We start from the raw sequence: 22,583 nt of genomic DNA, 5'->3' as shown, positions 1-22,583 counted from the left end.
AGAATAGATCAACTATTTTCAATTCCGTATTGTTTCAGTTTCTTACTTAGTGTGGTCCGATGCAAGCCCAGACAACGAGCGGCCGGCGCACATTGCCCATGAAATTTGTCTAAAGCGATTTCCATCACGGGCGGTTCGATCAATGCCAGCAACTTCTCATAAATATCTGCTGCCTGTTCAGGATCGGCCAGTTGCTGTTCGGCCCACTGCTTGAGCAGCGCGGCGATCTGTGCGTCAGAACCGGTCTCGGTTTCATCCATTCCCAGGAATGATTTAGAAACGGGAGGCGGTAGATCCTCGGGTAAAATTGTCCCTCCGCGTGCCCGGAGCGCTGCATGTTCAATCGCATTTCGCAACTCACGTACATTACCATACCAGGGACGTCGTTCGAGTTCGACAATCGTTTCCGGAGTTAAACGGTGCTGCATACCTGTCTGGCGATCGACAAACCGTTCCAGGAAAAATTCGGCGAGCACACGAATATCACCTACGCGCGATCTTAAAGGAGGGATCTCGATCTGAAACGTGCACAATCGAAAATAGAGATCGTGACGAAATTTCCCCTGTTTGATTAATGATTCCAGATTACGGTGCGAGGCAGCAATTACTCGAAAATTGGTTTTGACACGCTGATTCGAACCGACGGGCAAGACTTCCCCTTCCTCAAGTGCTCTTAAAAGTTTGATCTGTATCGAGAGCGGGATATCTGCGACTTCGTCCAAAAACAGCGTCCCCTGATCGGCCTGTTCGAGAAAGCCGACCCGCGCTGAGTCGGCACCGGTGAAAGCGCCTTGCGTGTGGCCGAACAGTTCGCTTTCTGCCAGAGATTCACTGAGCGCGGCAATATTCACCGCTACAAAAGGACCGGAAGCACGTTCACTGAAACGATGAATGGCCTGTGCCGCCAGCTCTTTTCCCGTGCCGCTTTCTCCGGAAAGCAGCACACTCGCTTCGGAGCCAGCAACCAATGCAATCGACTTGAACACATTCTGCATCTCCGGCGTAGACCCAACCAGACCTTCTACCTGACGGGGTTCACCGGGCAAATGTTCTTCGCGCCGCGATTCGTTGATGGCTTTATCCAATACCTGTTCCATCTGATTCAAATCAAATGGTTTCACAATATAATCGAAGGCCCCCTTGCGGACTGCTTCGACTGCAGTCTGCAAATCACCGTATGCCGTAATCACGATCACGGGGACCGGACCGATACGATCATAGAGCCCCTGCATGGCGGTCAACCCATCCATACCGGGCAAGCGAACATCCATCACAACAACATCGGGGCGTTCTTCTTCTGCCAGGCTTAAAGCCTGCTCTGCGGTCGAAGCCGTCATCACCTGATGGCCGTGGCTTTCGCCTAGTTGGCTGAGCCCCCAACAGATAGATTCTTCGTCATCAACAATTAGTAGTTTCGACACACTCTTTCTCCACATTTACCAGAGGCAACTCGACGATAAAACATGTTTTCTGATTTCGTCGTTCCCAGCGGATCTCACCGGCATGATTCTGCACGATTTCTCTGGCCACAAATAAACCCAGCCCGGTTCCATCTTTTTTGGCTGTCACCAGGGGTTCAAACATTTTATTCACGATCGAAGGCTCCGGACCGGGGCCTGTATCCTGTACTTCCAAAGTAACAGACTCCGAATCGCTTTGAAACAGTTGGATACTGATCTGCCCGCGATCGGCTGATTCCAATCCTTTTTCTGACTCAACGGGAACGGCTGCTTCAATGGCATTCAGCAGCAGGTTAGAGATCAGTTGTTCCAGAGATTCGGCATCCCCCTGGATCATAATTTCTTCTGCAACAGACGCGTCTTTAATTTCGATACCGAAGTGCCTGGCTGTTGGCGTGACCAGACTGATGACTTTGGATACGATTTCACTCAGATTAACTCGTTCTAAACTGGAAAAGTGCCCCCCCTTATTCTCCAGAAAACTCTGTAGATATTGTTCGATCATACACAACTGACGATTGGCTACCTGTAAGGTTTCATCTTGTTGATCGACGGGGCATTTGCGGAGATGCAAATCGAGCGCGATGCGGCACCCGGTGACAGCATTCCGCAATTGATGCGCGATGGCGCCCCGCAATTGTCCCAACGTTTTCAATCGTTCGTTGCGTTTAACTTCGTCTTCGTAATCGCCTAACAGTTCTGCCATCCGGTTGATGGAAATACTCAAGTCACGAATCTCATCATCACGGGTTGGCAGGACCATGGGCTGAAAATCTCCATGCGCTATCTGTGCCACTTTGCGATCAAGTCGCTGCAAAGGACGTGTGACGCGTGCAGCGATCACAGTCGCTAGAAAAGCAACAATCACTAAAGCGATGCTGCCTGCAAGGAGAGAAGGATAGATCGCATTCGAAAGTGCTTCCCGATATTCCTTGACCGGGTAATAAATATGCAGATACCGTTGCATCTGTGTGCGACCACGGGGTTGAATCTGCACGACAGAATGAAAAAAGTGGGCGTCTCCGGTTTGAATCACATCGGAAATCTGCAACTCATTCCATTCGGGAGGAGTCTGTGTGACTGTGGAGGGAATAAAATCAGGACGGGTTGAAGACAGTACATCGCCCTGCTGATTGACGAGTATAAAATCAGCTCCGGAAAGGCCTTTGGTTTGATTTAAAACCGCTGCTGTGAGCGGAAACGTGGCCTCGTTTAAAGTATGTGCGATTTGTCGGAACTGATCACGAATCTGTAGCTTAATCTGATTGGTCGAGAGATAGGCGTGTAATAGCGTCACACTGACAATGGCGCATACCATGATGCCGACCATTGGAATCAGAATCTGGTACCTCAACGGCCAGCGCATCAATCGGAGTGCCTTTTCTTACTAAAATGAGAACGGTTTTGAATTCTGTGATGTGCATCCTGCAAACTTTGAACCAGCCTTCTTCCGAACACCGGTTCGTCCCACGGACACTTCCCTGATTCTTCTTATTTTATGACAAACAGGGAGGATAAAATACAATGAACCTGTCAGATCAGCCAGAATTCTTGTGTGGACCTGTTAAATATGACGTTCTTCTACTCAATTCGAACAACCCACCTGTCGTGAATTTCAGCGCCCCTGTCTGTTTCTCTGACACCTCTGTGGAGACTTCTGCAATCTAAATCCGGTCATCGAGTCCTAACTCGTTACAAACCGAACCAGCGACTCAGAAATTGACGGAAGCCTCTTGAAAACAAGGACTTTGGTACACGCTTTGCTCCCGTTAAGAGATAGGATATTGGAAATAGAACGAAAATAAAGACCTCTACAGGAATCGCTGAAATGCGCAACAAACGTGGATTTACACTCATTGAATTACTGGTCGTGATCGCTATCATCGCGATTTTAATCGCCTTGCTGCTGCCGGCAGTACAACAGGCTCGCGAAGCGGCCCGCAGAACGCAATGCAAAAATCATCTGAAACAACTGGGACTGGCCGTACACAACTATGCCAGCAGTTATCGTTATCTGCCTCCCGGCGCAAGCGTGGATCTTTCCTTGTCCACGTCCGGCAGCAATGGTTCATGGGGCGTTCATGGCCGCATCTTACCGTTACTGGAGCAAGGCAACCTGTATAACAATGTCGATCTCTCGATCGCCTGGGACTTTCAAACTGCCATTGATGGTTTGAAAATTCCCGTTTATGCCTGCCCCAGTGATCCAAAAAGTGATCAGGTTCGTGATCCCGGCGGCGGAAAAGTCAAGTTGTACCCCACCAATTACGGTTTCAACTATGGAACCTGGTTTGTCTTTGATCCTACCAATGGCAGTGGAGGCAATGGTGCCTTTTATCCGAATGCCAGTTTGACCATGGCGGCATTCACCGATGGTACCAGCAACACACTCCTGGCTTCGGAAGTCAAAGGCTGGCAACCTTATACTCGCAACGCTGGCCCCCCCAGTACAACGATCCCCAATACTGCATCCGAGGCAGCCACCATGGCGGCATCAGGCTCAAGTCTGAAAGTGAATCCTGCAACCGGACATACGGAATGGCCCGATGGTCGTGTGCACCACACTGGATTCACCGTCACAATGAACCCCAACACCTATGTTCCGTTCACAGACTCAGGAACGGAATATGACGTCGACTACAATTCCTGGCAGGAAGGCCGAGATGGCAACGCCGGCTCACCGACTTATGCGATCATTACTTCGCGGAGCCATCATATCGGAGTCGTCAATGCGGTTCTGGCGGACGGTTCAGTTCGTACAATCAGCGAAAATATCTCGCTAGATATCTGGCGCGCGTTAGGAACGCGGGCGAACGGTGAGGTGCTCGGCGAATTCTGATTCTCCAACATCGAGTTGAACGAAATAGAAACTGAAAGAGTTGATCTGACCTGAGATCAACTCTTTTTTTATTGAACTTGATATGGCTGTTCAAAAATCGAATCACGTCCATTCCCTGATAAATGAAAATGCAACCAATTTCTAAAACTATAGGAAATACCCCCCTCTTACCTTTCAAAAACAGCAGTAAATCTACAACAATGAAACAGGCAAACGATATCGAGGATTCTGCTAACACGGAAAGGATTCAGAGCGATGAGTTATCAACCGCGTGTTGTCGCTTTTGCAGGAAGTACCCGAGAGAATTCATATAATAAGCGCCTCGTCGCGATTGCCGCCAAAGGAGCGCGAGAAGCAGGAGCCGATGTGACGGTGATCGACTTGCGCGATTATCCCATGCCATTGTTTGATGAAGACCTGGAAGCAAAGCAAGGGAAAAACGAACACGCCCACAAATTTAAGAAGCTGCTGGTGGGTTGTGACGGAATTCTGATCGCCTCCCCTGAATACAATGGCTCACTATCCGCGGTATTGAAAAATTCCATAGACTGGGCCACCCGCGCTGACGAAGGTGATCCTCCCGGTTCCCTACCCGCCTTTCGTGGCAAAGTTGTTTCGATCATGAGTGCCTCGCCCGGTGGCTTAGGAGGCCTGAGAGGGCTCGTTCATTTAAGAGCCATTCTGGGAGGCTTGGGGTGTATCATGCTCCCTGCACAGACGGCTGTCTCCAGTGCCCATGAAGCATTCGACGAGGCCGGCAATCTGAAAGATCAAAAACGGCAGCAGCAAATTCTGGATCAGGGACGAGAGCTCTCCAGCTTCATTGCTCAATTGAACAAGATGGATTTTTAATCGATTCGACTTGAAAAAACTTCGCGTTCATTCCGCATAGTCTACTTTCTTTTTCATATTTGCTGTGGTTAAGATGAAGGGGACTCTCCTTTTATCATTACTTCCGAGTTGACTACAGGAATCAACATGAAATTCAAACAACGCCTTCTATTACCAATTATCGCGGCGCTGCTGTTCTGTGGATCGCCATTTCGAATAGCGATGGCAGCAGATCAGCCACTCACCCCGTCCTCTGTTGATGAGAAAGACAAAACACATTGGTTTGACATCACAGATCTTGGTGTGGAAGGTAAGGGCTGGACTGATACAGAGGCCTTTTATCATCGTTTGCCTGCGAAAGCCAAAGGCGTTGTTCGTCCGCCTGTCTGGTCACTCTCTAAACATTCGGCAGGGATCGCCGTCCGCTTTGTTACCGATGCCACCACGATTAAAGCCAAATGGAAACTGACCTCTCCCTCGCTGGCAATGAACCATATGGCGGCGACTGGCGTGAGCGGCTTGGACCTGTACGTGAAAACAGAATCAGGAACCTGGCGCTGGCTGGCCGTTGGCAAGCCTTCCAAACAGGAAAACAGTGTCACTCTAATCTCGGATTTGATTCCGGGAACACGCGAATATTTTCTGTATCTTCCACTATACAATGGTGTCACATCGGTGGAAATTGGTGTCCCTGAATCCAGTCAACTCTGGAAAGCACCAACGCGTGAAACAGGTAAAGATAAGCCACTGGTCTTCTGGGGAACGTCGATCACTCAGGGGGGATGTGCGTCCCGCACGGGAATGGTACATACTGCGATTCTGGGACGTCGACTGAATCGCCCGGTGATCAATCTCGGATTTTCCGGCAATGGTCGCATGGAACCGGAGGTCGCCAAACTGATTGCCGAACTTGACGCGAGTGTATTTATCATGGATTGCCTGCCAAACGTGACAGCCTCCGTCGTTGCCAAAGAGACTGAACCACTGGTCAAAACGTTGCGGGCCGCCCACCCGGAAACGCCGATCCTGCTTGTAGAAGACCGCACCTATTCGAATGCGTATCTAAAGAAAAGCAGCCAGGAACGACATCGTACCAGCCGCCTGGCACTCCGCGAAGCTTATGATCGTCTGAAAAAAGAGGGTGTCAAGAACCTGTATTATCTGGAAGGCGATGGATTGTTAGGCGACGATACTGAGGGCACGGTCGATAGTTCACATCCCACTGATCTCGGTTTCTTCCGACAGGCGGATGCCTTCGAAAAAGTGCTCAAGCCAATCCTTGAGCAACAGTCGAAATAATGTGGACGCGCCTCTGCTTTTTCCTGTTGCTCGCTTTGCCTCTATCGTGCGAGAAACAGGAACCGCCGTCTCAACAAAAAACGGTACTCTCCTCGGATGCACGCTATGAGGAATTTCACGCCGAGATCCAAAGCTTCTGCGGCAGCTGTCACCTCTGCCCTGATCCGAATGTTCTGACGAAAGAATTCTGGCGACTGCAGATACCGCGCGAGTATGCCCACTATGAACAGTCCCAACACAAGCAGCTGCGCGTACCACCGATGCCTGAAGTGATTCAATACTTCGTTTCCCAGGCACCTGAAAAACATGCACTGCCTGGGCAGATAGTGAATCCCCTGCCCGGTCCCGTCTCATTTCGAAAACAGGAAATTCAAAATTCAGTAGCCAACCAACTTCCCGGCGTTTCTGATTTGAACTGGCGTCCCGGCAAAGAGGGTGCGGGAGAATTATTGATCACCGACCTGGGTTCGGGCGAAATCGGTCGCATACTGTTTACTGCAGGCAAACCCACTTTTCAATCTCTAGCAAAACTGAAGCACCCGGCACACATTGAACGTGCCGATCTGAACCAGGACCAACACGACGATTATCTCATCGCAGACCTGGGCAGTTTTGGTCCAGAGGATCACGACCGGGGGAAAGTCACACTGTTGAAGTTCGACGAGAAAACACAGAAGTATCAGCCACAGCATCTTCAGGAGGGGCTGGGGCGTGTCGCCGATACCAAAGCAGCAGACTTTGACGGGGACGGCGATCTCGACATCATCGTGGCAGAATTTGGCTGGCAAAATACGGGCCAGCTGCTGTATCTGAAAAACGTCTCTCCCTCCATATCAGACCTTCAATTCGATTTACAGGTGCTCGATGATCGGCATGGCGCCAGTCATATGCTGATTACCGATTTCAATCAGGATGGTTTGCTCGATTTCGTTACACTGTTCTCGCAGGAACATGAAATCATCGTCGCATTTATCAATCAGGGCGCCGGCCACTTCAAAAAGGAGACCGTTTATCAGGCCCCCGATCCCGCCTATGGTTCGTCCAGCATCTCGCTGGTGGATCTTGATCAGGATGGCAATCTCGATTTGCTCTACACGAACGGCGATACGATGGATAGTTTCGAACTCCGCCCCAGCCATTCGCTGCAATGGCTGGAAAACACGGGCTCGTTTCCGTTTCGGCATCACCGCATTGCGCCACTAACGGGCGCCTATTGTGCCACGCATGGCGACTTCGACGGCGATGGTGACATCGATCTCGCCGCCTGCACGATGACCTGGGACTATCAGGAACCACGAAATACTATCGTGTGGTACGAGCAACAGAAACCAGGCGAGTTTATTCCGCATCCGCTCGATTATTCCCACGGGCAGCATGCGGTCATTGAAGCAGGTGACTTCGATGCTGACGGAGACCTGGACCTGGCAGTCGGAAATTTTGAGCCGCGCGAGACTGACCAGGCATCGCCTGCCGAATGGTTTTCGATCTGGTGGAACGAGGGGCCTGTGAAATCGGAGTGAAATTTTCAACACACGCCATGTGTATACACCTGGCCAAATCCAGAGTATGATAATGGAAGCGTTCCAAAATCAGTTTTGTATCAAGTTATGATCAACTGCCTGCACCGTTTCCGAACCGACCTGAAGCATTCACATGAACCAACTCATTCAACGCCCTGCCAACCGTAGTATCTGGCTGTTTCGCTGGCTCTATCCGGCACGTACCATTCAGCATTTTCCACGAACAGCAGAAGGGGACTCGGCCTGGCAGAGACAGCATGATGAAGTCTCGCGCACCATTCGCCGGACTCTGTTTCTACTCATCAGTTATTGTTTCTTTTCTCTGCTCGTCATTCTGGAAGCCACGAATGGAGTCAAGTCTTTAGAGTCGCTGAATCTGATTCCGCCAGACAATGTTACGCTTCCCTTTGTGAGTGTCCGGGTCGACTTTGGCACATTTACTATTTTTGGTTTGTTGATTCTATTCGGGATGACGGCCTACCTACATATTTTTGTGGAGCAATGGATCCAGCTGGGAGCATACCACAGACGTCCCAATCGGACTCCGTTGCCTTTTCTATTTAATCTCGATACGCCCAGCGCGCGTGGTCTTACTTTTTTTCTTTTATATTGGATGCCCCTGGTCATCGCACTACTCTATCTTGTGGCCGGATATATCGACCAGATTGATCTCGTCATCCGTCAGCTGGCAGCACAACTGAAACTGTCAGGGCATGTCAGCGAAAGAATTGCGCCACGAAAATGGTTGATCATTTCCCTAATGTCTTACAGCTTCGCAGGTTACCTGATCGCCTTGCAACTGCGTCGACTCCCGCAGAGAAAAACAGTAGCGCAGGCCTTATTAACCGGCTGTTTTCTGATCTTTGCCGCTTGCAGCTTTACTTCTGGCCAACTGCTTTTCGATCCTCTACCTATGACAAAACCGATCCCGAGACAGTCGGCTGAACTGCCCAAGGGGTCGATCCCCGTTGAGGCACCCCTGAAGTAAATCGTTTTGTTCAAACTGGTGTGCCAGCGGTTACTTCCCCGACTTCAGTAAATCGGTAACCTTCTTTTCCAGGTTGACGGAGAAGACCGTTTTGGCATGTGGATCGGCGACCAAGATGTTTTTTCCCGAGAGCGCGATACCGACCGGGTTTTTGAATGGTTCTCCGGAGACCCATTTTTCTGTTTTCCCGTCGGGGGTGACTTTCCAGAGTGCTTTCTCGTAGCCGTCGCTGACGATCGCGGTCCCATCTTCGAGTACCACGACGTCATGGGGAAAGTTAAAGGGGCGACCTTTGACGACGACGGTTACTTTTCCATCAGGAGCCACTTTCAGCAGTTGGTCTGCAGTACCTGAAACGACCCAGAGATTTTCCGCCTGATCTAGAGCCAGACCACGAGGCGCACTGACTTCGGCATACAGAGTTGGTTTGCCTCCGGCTGCAGGGACTTTCCAGATCCGATGCAATTCGAGATCTGAGACTAACAGATCGCCACTTTTGGTGACGACGACATCCATGGGAATTCCAATCCCCCCGTTGGTTAAAGGCGTCGGCTTGTCGCCTGCCTTTTCGAAACGGTAGATTTCCCGTGTCGACGAATCGCCGGCAAGTACCCGCCCTTGCGGGTCAACCGTCACACAACGAACGGCATTCAAAGGAGTGCGAAAGACTTTGGAGCCAGTGAAAAAACTGGCGGCTTTGCCGTTCTCCACACTCCAGATTCCCGGTAGCTTCCGATCGGCCACATAGACGGGGCCTTTGTCGGCGGCTGCAACTGACAGAGGATACAACATCTCGGCTGACTGACTGACGTTAGTCGTGCAGAGAAACAGCAGAACGACGGAAATGCTACGAAGGAAATACTGCATCGTGTGGTATACCTGATTGATATGAGAAATGAAAAAGTTCGCCCCTATTTTATCGTAACAGCCGGGCAAATGCACTCATGAAATGCCGCTTAGGGTTTCTGCAGATAGTTCCAGAAGCGGGCACTGTCCAGTTGACGCGTATGATATTGTTCCCGATCCTGCTGCAGCACCTTATCATCCGGATACGGCTGGGTAGGATAGGGATAGCCCCGCATCTCCCGAAATGGGAGCGGTTCCACCGACTGACCCAGAATCGTATGCAGATTGGCGTCCTTGTCCCAGCCAACGTTATGCAGGATAAAATCTCGTTTCCAACCCGGTTTTACAGGTTCTGATGGGACAGCAAATCGAAGCTGCATCGCATCCCCCGACCCCATAATCACCAGTCGATTGTCGGCGGATTCCACTAGCGGCTTCACATCGCCATAGCGAGTAAAGCCTCCCTGCATTGGCGGCCACTGAATGCTGGTTGACAGACTCTGATAGTCATATCGTTCCGGGCCATTTCCCGGATGAATGATCGGAGCAGAAAATCCGCGATGCTTTAATGTCGCAGATTCCAATGGTAAGGCGCTTGTTATCAATTCAGCCGATGGTTCGTCCACAGTGAAAAAGACCTGATCCCAATAAAACTCCATGTTTGTTTCGATCCGCACGCGATAATCGTTCGTCAGAAACTGATCTGTCAAATCAACGACGATCGTTTTCGTCTTCCCGCCAGGAAAGCCCATGAATGGTTTGATGGTTTTCCATTCCCCCTTTGCATCAGGCACCGACAACGAAGGAGGCCGGGGGGACGGCATGGATGGATTTTCCGATAGTGCCAAGTTAATTCCCGTGTCTGTCGGATAAATCCAGCCGGTCAGAAACAGTTTCATCCGGGGCGCCGTTTTCGTATTCTGCACAGCCTTGGTATTCAGGTCCAGCTCCAGAATGTGGTCTTCGGTCAGCCCCTGTCGATATTTTTCGTCGAACGTTTTCGCATAAACATCGTCGGCCTCTTTGATCTCAGGCAAAACGTCGCGGCCCTTGTGATTGACGGCGGCGACCGGCGTTTGCGGACGTTGCGCGGTATGAATCTTAAACGCAGCCAGATCAGGGGGGCCCACTTTTTCATTCGAGAATATTTCCACATCATCCGGATGGTCAATGGCCATCAGTTGGACGGTGTCAAAGTAACCGGCTTCCCAAAGTTCTTCGGTGATCCGCAACTCATAGAAACCATCTTTTGCTTTCAAACGGTCTCCATCAATTTTGAGAAACTCCCAGTCACGGCAGGGAGCGACAATCCCTTTACCAAACTGCAGACCAATCGGCGCCGCCCAGAGTAAATCGGTGTAAAACGAAAATTGTTCGCCGTCCCAGGTATAGAGGTAGGGACAGGAGCCCATCAGTGTCTGCTTCTCATAAATCCGCTGATCGGTTTTGGCGTTGATGATGTTCACGGGGATACCGTTGGTCCATAAGACACGGATTGCTTCAGCGACCGTCTGTTTCCCAAGCCCGAAGTGAGTCGATTGACCGGCTACGATCTGCGGTTGATAAATGGCGCCGCTACGTAGTTCCAACAGGCTGCCGATGCCATAATGATTCACGCGGCCGCTGGCCGACTTGAGTTCGCCTTTGATCTGCTCGGCGCGGAGTGAGATATCAATCCAATGATTGTCGTTGCCTTGATTTTGCCACTGAATCAGTTCGTTCTCCGCGAGCGCAATCACATCGAGACTACCATCCTGATTCAGGTCATAGAGCAGAACTTTTTGAATTGGCTTTGAGAATGTGATCTCCTGGTCTTTCAGATACGCTGTCTGCTCTGCTTTTCGCTCAGCGGTTCCCAGACAGAGTTGTAGTCCGTTAGCACTCGACGCAAGCAGGTCCAGCACGCCATCGTTATTCAGGTCGCCAGTCTGTAAGAGGGTTCCCTCTGTGTTGACAGGCGCTGCCGCTTTGATGGTCTGCACACTGGCAATCTGCACGGTGCCAGGCAGGGGCCGATTCGTCTCGGCCAGCATCAAATCGGTTCCGCTCACGCCAATCAGATCCCACGAGCCGTTCAAGTCGAAGTCTGCCAGGCGGCACTCTTCGAACTGATTGACGGCGGACTGTTGTTCGTTCTCAGTATATAATCGCCAGCGAAAGCGACCGTGCCGCAGATTTTCCAGATAGCCAGCCTGCCTGGACTGGCGACTACATAAGATCAGATCGAGATCGACATCGCGATCCCAGTCGACACGTACAATCGAAGTCGCCGCCAGATCAACTGGAGGCAGTTGAGAATTGGCGCTGATATCCTGAAACGAAAAATCACCTCGATTCGACCAGAGTGACAGACCTGTGGAAGTTGAAGCCACCAGATCCAGGTCTCCGTCATGATCCAGATCTGAGAAATTGATCGCCAGAACATCGGTAAGTGTCTCCAATGTTGTTTTCTGCGCTTTCAGAACCAGTGATCGCTGTCCGGTTTTTGTGTCTCCTAGATTCTCAAAGACTTTGAATCCTGATTTACCGGCAAGTACCAAATCGAGGTCGGCATCGCGGGAGGGTGCAATCGAAGAGACCTTCTGTTCTGTTTTTTCAGTAGTCGCGGGCTGGTTTAACTGTTGCACATCCGCATCGAGATCCACCGCGTGGACTTCGGAATAATCGCCAGCACAGGCTTGTTGCGTGATCAGTTTCCAAGTCCCGTCTGCATTCCGATTGAAGACAGAAACATCTTTGGCGGTTAGAAGTATTAAGTCGGGTTTGCCATCCAGATCGAAGTCGGCAATCTGTAGATCTTTGATTTCGGAAGGTGTCCCATTAGCAAATTGCAGTGAACCGGCGTCTGTAAACTTCACCGACAGCGGTTTTTGTTGCGCAGGCCACTCGACGGCAGTATAGAACGCGGGGGGGAAATCGTGGATCACAAATTCGAGTGGATTCTGTTCGACGCGGCGGCGATCGCTTTTTACCAGATCTTCCGCAATCAGTACATTTCTCAAAATGCGTGCGTTGCGAAGTACGACGTTCCACTGCTGATCCATAATCGCTGTCAAAGAGTCATTGATCAGTTTGTTCAAATCGAGCCGTGTATGATCTTTGACACTGTCTACTAAGGGAGCCGCCAACTCTTTAATTTTTTCGAAGACAGGTGTCGCCTGCGCTGTCTTCTGATCTGCTATAACCTGCAGATAATCGAGTGATAGAAACAGGTTCTCTGGTTGCAGTTCCCAGGCCTTTGCCAGTGATGCTTTCGATGCTACTTGCAGTGCTGGATCAGCACTCTGTTTTTGTGCCTGCGACAGTTCAAACCAGATCGCCGCGTCTTGAGGGTTCTGTTCAATCGCACGCTGGAATTCCTTCAGTGCCTGTGGTGTTTGGCCGAGCGCAACATGAATGCGAGCAGACAGGACGTAGCTGATGGCGGAATCAGAGGCAATCTGGATTAACTGATTTACGGAATTGAGGGCCTGCTTCGCAAATTTCTGCCCTTCCGGCTGAGCGGATACTTTTTCGGGCGTGAGCTGTAGCAAACGACAGATCGTTAAATCACGAAAGCCGATTTGCTGTGTGGGAAGTTCTTCGGTTAAACGCTCCAGTAACGCATCGCTGTCTGCATAGCGCTCGTTTTCGAGGTAGGCGATGCCTTCATTTTTATATCGCAGCAGTTCCTCTGCTTTTTCGTAGGAGATCGGCTCCAGCGCAGCAGGTCCCTCTTGTTGTTGAGGAGGCGCTTTGACGGTTAAAAACAGTGCCAAAGTCCCTAAAAAAAGAACCACGGCCGCAATGATCGTAAAGTGGGATGATCGAGATGCCATCGAGCAATCCTTTGAGTTAAAAACCTTCGTTCAATAAACGAAATCGAAAATCATTGTCTCAAAGGATACCGATCCTGAGTGCGAATGTCAGCCGTGACATGCTTGCTTTACGTTCAGAAGTACTCTGTTTCGCTGATATTCAGGAAAATAAAAAAGGATGGCCATCTGGGAACCATCCTTTTTTAAGTAAGTCAGAGTTTCAACGTGAGCTGGTTTAACCGAACAGTTCCCGTACAGGTTCTCCCATATCGGTAATTGGCACGGGGCGATCGCCTGAGAAGAGTTCTTCGGTAGGGTCGATACCCAACGCACTATAGATGGTTGCGTGCAGATCGGGCACGGAGACCGGACGCGAAACGATGGAGCTACCTAGTTCGTCGGTCACGCCGATGGTTTTCCCATTCTGCAAACCACCGCCTGCCAGCGCCACGCTGAAGGCTTTGGATTGATGACCGCGACCTCCGCCGGAATCGAATGAGGCAGGACGACCGAATTCGGATGCGACGACAATCAATGTTTTGTCGAGTAGTTTGTTCTGTTCCAGATCGAGCACGAGTGCTGACAATGCAGAATCCAGTTCTTGAATTAGCAGATGCTGATTGAGCTGTCCGTCGTTATGGGTATCCCAACCGGTCCCATTCACAAAATTTAAGTTGTGAGAAACTTCGATGAATCGCACGCCTGACTGGATTAAGCGTCGCGAGAGGAGGCAGCGTTGCCCGAACTCACCGCCGTAGGCGTTGCGCAGATCGCTTTTTTCATTGTCTAACTGGAAGACTTTCATGAACTCAGGGCCTGACAGCCGAAGTGCTTCAGCCACCGATTGATCGTAATCCTGAATTGTCTGGCCGCCGACACTGTTCTGACGGTATTCGGCTCGCATTTTTGACAGCAGACGTTCGCGACGGTCTTGTCGACTTTGATTGACACGCGACGATCGCGTGAAACCACTTGGCCCGGCGCTCGTATCGGTCAGATAAACATAACCGGCTTTGCTGCCCAAAAACCCAGGACCACGGGTGACGTTGGGATAACCGATCAGCACATAAGCGGGTGCATGTTCGCTGGCAGCGCCTCTTTTATGCGCGATGACCGAGCCAACAGAGGGGTAAGTAATCGTACCCGTAGTCGGTCGTCCGGTATGCATGCGGTTCGTTGCGGCGGCGTGTTCGTCAATCACTTCGTGATGCACGCTGCGGACGATGTTGAATCGATCCAGAATCGGTGCACACTTGGAAAGATGCTCACAAACATCGGTTCCCTTGATCGCAGTGGGAATCGGATTGTAGTACGAACCGGCCTTCTTTGCTTTCGCATCCCCTTTGCGTTTCGGGTCCCAGGTATCAATAGAACAGGAACCGCCGCCTAGCCAGACCATAATACAATGCTCTGCTTTTCCGACAGGCATTGGCAGTTTTTTGGCTCCATGTTTTTCGGAGGCCAGCAGCTGCTGCCAGGGAGATCCCAAAGCGGAAGCCGCCAGACCCGTAACAGAAGCCTGTCGTAAAAAATCGCGACGCGTTGAATGAAATTCGTTCATGATCTACTCTTATTATGATTTGTGAAACGTTGTAATAAGTAAGTTCATTTTTGGCACTGTTGATTTTCAGCGCTGTTTATTTTCAGTACTAAGGAACAAAGATAAATTCCGGAGAATTCAGCAGCGTCCAAAGTACATCTTCATAGCGACTCCGCCAGTCGTCCTGCAGACGCTGTGTTGGCGGATCTCCTTCTTTAACGGCTTCCTGTAGTTCGACTTTAATTTCATTGGCCCGGGGGCTCAAATGGTTTGACCAGCCCACCAAGTTCCGTGGTAAAGATTCGGGGATGACAATTTTGGCATTCGCGTTGATGCGCTCCGCATAGCCGGGCTGGAGTAGATCGACAAACATGTGCAGCTCACTGTCCGTTGGTTCGCGCGTGAGTGTTTTCATCACGGTCTGCTTGACCAACTCTTCCACAGGCTGTTCCTGCAAGGTGAGCGTCGTAAAATCACTATCGTCTGAAAGTCGTGTGAAACGTTTTCCAACCACGCCATTCGCAAGAATCGCCGGTTGCAATGCCGTCGACGTATACTCACGGACGGTCATCGGGTTCTGTCTCGTATCCCGCCAGCCAAACGTTTTCAGCAATGTAATAAATGGCTGACCAAAGGGAAGCGCCAGACTGGGACGATCCCGCTCGTTGGACGGTGATGTGAATTCCCAGGCACGACGGGGTGATCCCAGATCGAGTGCGGTGGGATAATTCAGTGCACCGTCGACATCAATACACATTCGCCCTGCATTCAAAGGCTTACCGCAAATGGCGAACATCGAATCCAGAATTTGCTCGGCTTCCATACGGCGTAAAACCGGTGAGGAAAAATTATAGGTCGAATCAACCAGTGATTGAATTTTGGTAATATCGGTTGCCACCTGTCGCTGATACAGGTCCGATTCAAAAATCAAACGTGCCAGATACTTCAAGTCATATCCATGTATCACGAATTGTTGTGAGAGGTATTTAAGCAGCTCAGGATGCGACGGCTCCTGGCCATCCCAGTCGTCAACGGGCTCGACCAGTCCCTGACCGAGATACCGTTTCCAGACCCGGTTCACAATCACATTAGCAAAACGTTCGTTCTGCGGAGAGGTAATAATGGCCGCCAGTTGCTCGCGGGTGTCTTTGGATGAACGCAGATAGTTTTCGGGAAACTTGCCGGGCTTGACCAGTTCTTCAAACGTCCATTTCGGAGGCACATTCTCTCCCGGCAGAAGGGTGACTGAGATGAGCATCGAATTCGATTTGAAATCAAAACCGGGAACCGAACTTGTTTTGGGAACTCCCTGTGGAGTCCGCTTTAACATGGCCGCCAGACTAAAGAGATCACGTTGTTTGAAATCATGAAACGGTGCATCATGGCAGCGAGCACATTTCATGTTCAAGCCCAGAAAGGTCTGACCAACGATGTGCGCTTTGGCTGCCATTGGGGCATCGTTCAGCGAAGCCATTTCGAAGCCAGCAGGTCCCCCAAAGTATTTACTGCCTTCCATCATCACCAGTTCGGTCAGAAAACGATCGAAGGGTTTATTGTCGTAAAATGACTCGTGAATCCACCAGCGGAAAGGCCCTGAATTATTTAATGTTGGTTTAATAACGTTCGGGTTCTCGGCCAATACATCCTGCCAATAGCCGACCCAGTTGTCTGCCCAGCCGGAATCATTGATCAGACGCTCCATCGCAAATGCGCGGCGGGTTTCCGGTTTGTTGGCCAGATACTCTTGAACCAATTCAGGAGAAGGTACGGTTCCCGTAGTATCAAGGGATAAACGCCGCAAGAAAGCGAGATCATTCAGCGGAGGTGATTGAGACGCTTTCTCTTTTGCCAGCCGTCGATTGATGAAATGATCGATGGCGTTGTTGGCCCGCAGTCCTTTCGCAGAGGCAGGTACTTTGACCTGAGGCTGCTTGAGTGTATCTTCTTTGGCCAGCTTGTGTCGCCATTCCCAGTATTGGGCTTCTTTGGCAGCCCCTTCCTGCCGACGCTGTGCATTAACGGCAATGAGCGAGTAGCGGAATTTGCGTTCGAAGGGCACCCAACTCTCGTCGGTCAACCAAATGACCTCATCATTCTTCGAAAGCAACTGAAAGTCTTTACCAGGATCACCGACGAAGATGGCCGTTTCACCGAAGTCAGGCCGATGACCGAAACCGCCGACAAACATTTCAAAACGGACGCGATGCGGTTTACCATCACTGGTATACTCAATTACTTTTTCCTGATCACCACGATGTAATGGACGAATCTGGGGAGCCAGACTGCGATCTACCTTAAACACATGACCGTGGGCACTGCCAGATATTTTGTGGAATCCCGTTTCAGCGACTAATTTGTCATCAATATAAAGCCGCGAAGCATTACGGGCGCGAACTAAAATCCGCTTTTTTCCTTTGGGGATGGTAACATGAGACATCGCGCGAACTAGAAATGGTCCAGAACGATCTGCCCTTAAACCCCGACTGGAATACTTAATGGGCATTTCAAGCAATGCAAAATGGGGTTGAGTGATTGACTCTGAAAAACGGGGTGGGCGGAAGCTCCAGGACTTTCGATTAGGAACGCCTTCATAGATATCAACCTGAACCCGGTCTGAGGGAACCGCAGTCCAATCAATGCGAGGCTGAGGAGCAACATATTTAAAGTGAGACGCAATTTGTTTTGCCGAGAGAGCAGTTCGATAGAGGGCGACTTCATCGAGTCGTCCATCAAAGGAACTATTGGCAGAGCCTCCCATTGAAGAACCGATCCAGAGTTCATCATTATCCACGACCGGAGCCAGTGTGGTATCACCGCCCATATCCCACTTGCCGGAAACAGCCTTCCCATCAATATATGCTTTCAGACTTTTCTTTTTCCCGAATGTATATGTGACGGCAACATGATGCCAATTCTGCGAACTGATGCCGGCGCCTTTGGATGTCCAACGATGATAGTCTGGTTTGACATCCTTCTTTTCTGGTTGACCACGAAACAGAAAACTGAGTTCCGAACCAGTCACTCTCAACCCATAATTCTGGTTATCCCGAGCGACTCCTTTTCGGCCCGTACGACCTTTACCAATAATATAGTAATGTCGGCCTGCTTGTGTTGAGTTGAGGTTCACCCAGGCTTCAAGCGTGATCGCATCACCGGCAGTGAAATCGAGGTAACTTTTCTCGCCTGGATCTACCACGCGGAGAAATCCGGATCCCGGTTTGAAGTGAGCAGCCTGATTTTTGGAACTGAAGAGCGGGAACTCAGAAGGACGCGGGCCTGCCGCTGCTTCAAGCAACTTGCCGCTTTCCAGCGCGATGACAGGTTCCGTTTTTTTGTCCTCTTTCTTCGCTGTTTTATTTGCTGTTTTATTTGCGGTGGTTTGAACGCCGACATATCCCTCTTTGGATCGTTGTTCGAAGTTCCAGTAGACGGTCGGTTTCCCTGAAAGAATCAGCTCACGGTAAGTAGCCGGTGTTTTCTTCTCTTGTTTTGGTTTTTGGGCTTTCGGTTTATCGGCGACTTTTGGTTTTTGGGCGACTGACAGGCTCGGAAATAAAGGCAGGGCGAGCGAAACAATCAGGAGGGAAAAGAAACTCTTAACGAATGCCAAATAGTTCATAGCAGGCAATTCCAGATAAAATCAGGTTCTCGGAAGAGATATCACAGCAGGCGAGTTTTGTGAAAACCGGGTATTTCCGACCCCACAAACAATACTGTACACAAGGATGTCACTTTTATATCAATCGTGATCTATAAGAATATACCGATGCAGAGGATGATCTCACTCTAAATTATAACCTGATCGGTGAATTTGTGAAATTATTGCGAGAGCGCCCCCCTTTTTGTGAGATTCCGCGCTTTCAGGCGTATTCTGAAGGCCGAAACTGCCCCAACCGCATTAAATACGCCAAAAAGTGCGATTTGTTCAGATCGGTTTTCAATTAAGGCACAAAGATAAATTCCGGAGAATTCAACAAAGTCCAGAGCACGTCCTCGTAGCGATTCCGCCAATCCTCATTCAGGCGTTTGGTCGGTGGATCTCCTTTTTTAACCGCTTTCTCAAGTTCCACTTTGATTTCATTGGCCCGGGGGCTCACATGGTTGGACCAGCTCACCAGATTTCGCGGCAACCGCTCGCGGCTGACGATTTCGGCATTCGAATTGATCCGCTCCGCATATCCCGGTTGCAGCAGCGCTAAAAACATTTTGCGTTCCTCAGCCGTCGGCTCACGCGTCAGCATTTTTATCACGGTTTCTTGAATCAACGCTTCCAGCGGTTGATCCTGTAAAGCGAGTTCCGTGAAAGCGCTGTCATCGGAAAGCCGGGTGAAACGCTGACCTAACAAGCCATTGGCGAGAATCGCCGGTTGCAGAGCAGTCGCTGTGTACTCGCGAATGGTGACCGGACTTTGACGCGTATCACGCCAGCCAAACGTTTTCATCAGCGTAATGAAGGGTTGTCCAAACGGCAGCGCCAAACTGGGGCGATCCCGTTCATTTGACGGGGAAGTAAACTGCCACGCACGACGTGGCGTTCCCAGATCGAGCGAGCTGCGATAATTGCGGGCGCCATCAATGTCGATACACATCCGACCGGCGTCGAGTGGCTTTCCGCAAATGGCAAACAGTGAATCCACAATTTGCTCCGCTTCCATGCGACGTAGAACCGGAGATGCAAAATTGTAAGTACCATCAACCAGTGATTCCATTTTTGCGACATCGGTTGCCGCCTGTCGCTGATACAGGTCTGATTCAAAAATCAGACCTGCCAGATGCTTTAAGTCATAGCCGTGTATCACGAACTGCTGCGACAGATATTTGAGTAGCTCTGGATGAGAGGGTTCCTGACCATCCCAGTCGTCGACCGGCTCTACCAGGCCATACCCCAAGTATCGTTTCCAGACCCGGTTCACTATGACATTCACAAACCGTTCGTTCTGAGGAGCAGTCATAATCGCTGCGAGTTCCTCACGAGTATCTTTGGGAGACCGCAGGTAGTTTTCTGGAAACGTGCCGGGCTTGATCAGTTCATCAAACGTCCATTTGGGTGTCACATTTTCTCCCGGTAATAACGTGACCGAGACCAGTAGAGAATTTGACTTAGGATCGAAGCCGGGAATGGAACTGGTCTTAGGCACGCCCTGCGATGACCGCTTGAGCATCGCCGCCAGGCTGAACAGATCACGCTGTTTGAAATCATGGAACGGCGCATCGTGACAGCGAGCACACTTCATATTCAAGCCCAGAAAGGTCTGCCCAATGATATGGGCCTTGGCCGCCATGGGAGCATCATTCTGTGATGCCATTTCAAAACCGGCCGGACCGCCAAAGTATTTGCTGCCTTCCATCATCACCAATTCGGTCAGGAAACGATCGAAGGGTTTGTTGTCATAGAACGATTCGTGAATCCACCAGCGAAAGGGTCCGGTGTTATTCAAAGTCGGATTTACGATATTGGGGTTCTCAGCCAGCACGTCCTGCCAATAGCCAACCCAGTTATCGGCCCAGGCGGGATCATTGATCAAACGCGTGATCGCGAAGGACCGGCGAGACTCCGGCTTCTGTGCCAGATATTCTTTAACCAGTGCAGGTGCCGGAACTGTCCCGGTGGTATCAAGCGATAGCCGGCGCAGAAATGCCAGATCATTCAACTGAGGTGACTGTTTCACTTTCTCTTTTGCCAGACGACGATTAATGAAATGATCGATGGCGTTATTCGCTCGCAAACCTTTGGATGCTGCAGGCGTTTTGGCTTGAGGCTGCTTGAGCGTTTCCTCTTTTGCCAGCTTGTGCCGCCAGTCCCAGTACTCGTCCTCTTTCGCTGAAGCTTCCCGGCGACGTTTCGCGTTGACAGCGATTTGATCGTAGCGGTACTGGCGAGCGAAAGATAACCAGTCCTCGTCGGTCAGCATCACGACCTGATCGGACGGAGTCAGCAATTGAAAATCCTTGCTGGGATCGCTGATGAAAACGGCCGTTTCCCCGAAATCAGGCCGATGCCGAAAACCACCCACGATCATTTCGAACCGCACGCGATGCGGTTTGCCGTCACCCGTAAATTCAACCACTTTTTCCTGATCCCCCCGTTGCAGAGGACGAATCTGCGGCGACAGGCTCAGGTCGACATCATAAACTTTGCCGTGAGCACTGCTCGAAATATTATGAAAACCAGTTTCCACAATCAGCTTACCGTCGATATACAGCCGCGACGCATTACGGGCACGAACCAGTATCCGTTTTTTGCCTTTGGGGAGCGTTATTCGCGACATCGCCCGCACCAGAAATGGATCGGGGCGATCGATTTTCACGCCACGAGCCGAGTAGCGGTTGGGAATTTCAATCAATGCAAAGTGGGGCTGCGTGAACGTTTCTGCCAAACGGGGCGGACGGAAACTCCAGGACTTCTGATTGGGGACCCCTTCGTAGACATCTACCTGCACCCGGTCATTGGGAATCGCCGTCCAGTCGATACGTGGCTTGGGAGCGACAAATTTATAGTGAGCAGCAATCTGTTTCGTTGAGAGTGCTTTTCGATAGACGGCGACTTCATCCAGCAAACCATCAAGCGAACTATTGGCCGATCCGCCCATGGAAGAGCCGATCCAGAGCTCATCGTTATCGACTACTGGCGCACGTGTTGTATCACCGCCCACATCCCATCTACCGGATACGGACTTACCATCAATATAGGCTTTCAGACTTTTCTTTTTAGCAAACGTATAAGTCAGCGCCACATGGTGCCAATTGTGGGCACTGATCCCGGAACCAGTTGAAGTCCAGCGATGATAGGTCGGCTCCCCATCTTTCTTCTCAGGCTGAGTACAAAACAGAAAGCTGATTTCCGAACCGGTCACCCGCAGACTATAGTTCTGATTATCCTGGGGCACTCCTTTTCGATGTGTACGGCCCTTCCCGAGAATATAAGAGAATCGCCCCGCTTTTGTAGAATTCAAATTCACCCAGGCTTCGATCGTAATCGCGTCACCAGCGTTGAAATCGAGCGGACTATTTTCCCCTGGATCGACCACCCGCAGGAAACCCTTCCCCGGCTCGAATCCGGCGGCCTGGTTTTTGGCGTCGAACAGAGGAAATTCAGAAGGGCGAGGCCCGGCTGCCGGCTTAGCTAGCTGACCGCTGACCAGCGCTTTCACAGGCTTGGATTTTTCTTGATCAGCCACAACGCTGCTGTAACCTTCAGAAGCAGGCGTCTCAAAATTCCAGTAGAGCGTTGGCTGGTCTGAAAGAATCAACTCCCTATAACTGGTCGGGGCGGCTTGGGTACTTTTTTCTTTTTGAGCGTAGGATGGGCTCGCAGAGAGAGGCAGGGCGAGCAAGAGACCCAGCAGGTAAAGGGAACGCTTAACGGATACCAATTGGTTCATAGCGGGCAATTCCAGACAATCAGGTTCTCAGAAGAGACGTCACTGCAGGCGAATTTTATCTGAAACAGAGCATTCCAGACT

General features: G+C 50.6%; 12 protein-coding genes. 5 read left to right on the top strand and 7 right to left on the bottom strand.

The window, feature by feature from the left end; genetic code table 11:
• Positions 1–8 precede the first annotated feature (8 nt).
• Entirely contained in the window at positions 9–1,421 is a 1,413-nt protein-coding gene (locus tag AAC022_RS04760; protein ID WP_339728503.1) for a sigma-54 dependent transcriptional regulator, read from the bottom strand.
• A complete protein-coding gene (locus AAC022_RS04755; protein WP_339728502.1) occupies positions 1,399–2,826 on the bottom strand; it encodes a HAMP domain-containing sensor histidine kinase in 1,428 nt (475 codons plus the stop codon). Before AAC022_RS04755 ends, AAC022_RS04760 begins: the two co-directional genes overlap by 23 nt.
• A 462-nt stretch (positions 2,827–3,288) precedes the next feature.
• Here AAC022_RS04755 and AAC022_RS04750 point away from each other — a divergent pair, with 462 nt between their 5' ends.
• The 5 genes from AAC022_RS04750 to AAC022_RS04730 all read left to right on the top strand — a co-directional run bounded on the left by AAC022_RS04750 (position 3,289) and on the right by AAC022_RS04730 (position 8,937).
• On the top strand, positions 3,289–4,299 hold the full coding sequence (locus AAC022_RS04750; RefSeq protein WP_339728501.1) for a DUF1559 domain-containing protein: 1,011 nt from the start codon (positions 3,289–3,291) through the stop codon (positions 4,297–4,299).
• 255 nt (positions 4,300–4,554) lie between these two features.
• Entirely contained in the window at positions 4,555–5,151 is a 597-nt protein-coding gene (locus tag AAC022_RS04745) for an NAD(P)H-dependent oxidoreductase (protein WP_339728500.1), read from the top strand.
• Between the two features lie 126 nt (positions 5,152–5,277).
• Positions 5,278–6,429, top strand: a complete 1,152-nt coding sequence (locus AAC022_RS04740) for an SGNH/GDSL hydrolase family protein (RefSeq protein WP_339728499.1) — start codon at positions 5,278–5,280, stop codon at positions 6,427–6,429.
• Positions 6,429–7,949, top strand: coding sequence for a VCBS repeat-containing protein (locus tag AAC022_RS04735; protein WP_339728498.1), 1,521 nt, complete (start codon positions 6,429–6,431; stop codon positions 7,947–7,949). The genes AAC022_RS04740 and AAC022_RS04735 overlap by 1 nt, the downstream gene beginning before the upstream one ends.
• A gap of 133 nt (positions 7,950–8,082) precedes the next feature.
• Positions 8,083–8,937, top strand: coding sequence for a hypothetical protein (locus AAC022_RS04730; RefSeq protein WP_339728497.1), 855 nt, complete (start codon positions 8,083–8,085; stop codon positions 8,935–8,937).
• Positions 8,938–8,967: 30 nt separating this feature from the next.
• Here the strand turns inward: AAC022_RS04730 and AAC022_RS04725 are convergent, their stop codons facing one another.
• The 5 genes from AAC022_RS04725 to AAC022_RS04705 all read right to left on the bottom strand — a co-directional run bounded on the left by AAC022_RS04725 (position 8,968) and on the right by AAC022_RS04705 (position 22,502).
• The gene (locus AAC022_RS04725; protein WP_339728496.1) at positions 8,968–9,804 is read right to left on the bottom strand and encodes an NHL repeat-containing protein; all 837 of its coding nucleotides are present in this window, start codon (positions 9,802–9,804) and stop codon (positions 8,968–8,970) included.
• An 89-nt stretch (positions 9,805–9,893) separates the two neighbouring features.
• Positions 9,894–13,601, bottom strand: coding sequence for an FG-GAP-like repeat-containing protein (locus AAC022_RS04720; RefSeq protein WP_339728495.1), 3,708 nt, complete (start codon positions 13,599–13,601; stop codon positions 9,894–9,896).
• Between the two features lie 214 nt (positions 13,602–13,815).
• Complete coding sequence (locus tag AAC022_RS04715; RefSeq protein ID WP_339728494.1) at positions 13,816–15,141, bottom strand: DUF1501 domain-containing protein; 1,326 nt, start codon at positions 15,139–15,141, stop codon at positions 13,816–13,818.
• An 88-nt stretch (positions 15,142–15,229) separates the two neighbouring features.
• Positions 15,230–18,739, bottom strand: a complete 3,510-nt coding sequence (locus tag AAC022_RS04710) for a DUF1553 domain-containing protein (protein WP_339728492.1) — start codon at positions 18,737–18,739, stop codon at positions 15,230–15,232.
• 322 nt (positions 18,740–19,061) lie between these two features.
• Positions 19,062–22,502, bottom strand: a complete 3,441-nt coding sequence (locus AAC022_RS04705; protein WP_339728491.1) for a DUF1553 domain-containing protein — start codon at positions 22,500–22,502, stop codon at positions 19,062–19,064.
• Positions 22,503–22,583 lie beyond the last annotated feature (81 nt).

It is taken from the genome of uncultured Gimesia sp., assembly GCF_963976445.1.
Classification (GTDB): Bacteria; Planctomycetota; Planctomycetia; order Planctomycetales; family Planctomycetaceae; genus Gimesia.
This window is presented reverse-complemented; position numbering and strand designations above follow the sequence as displayed.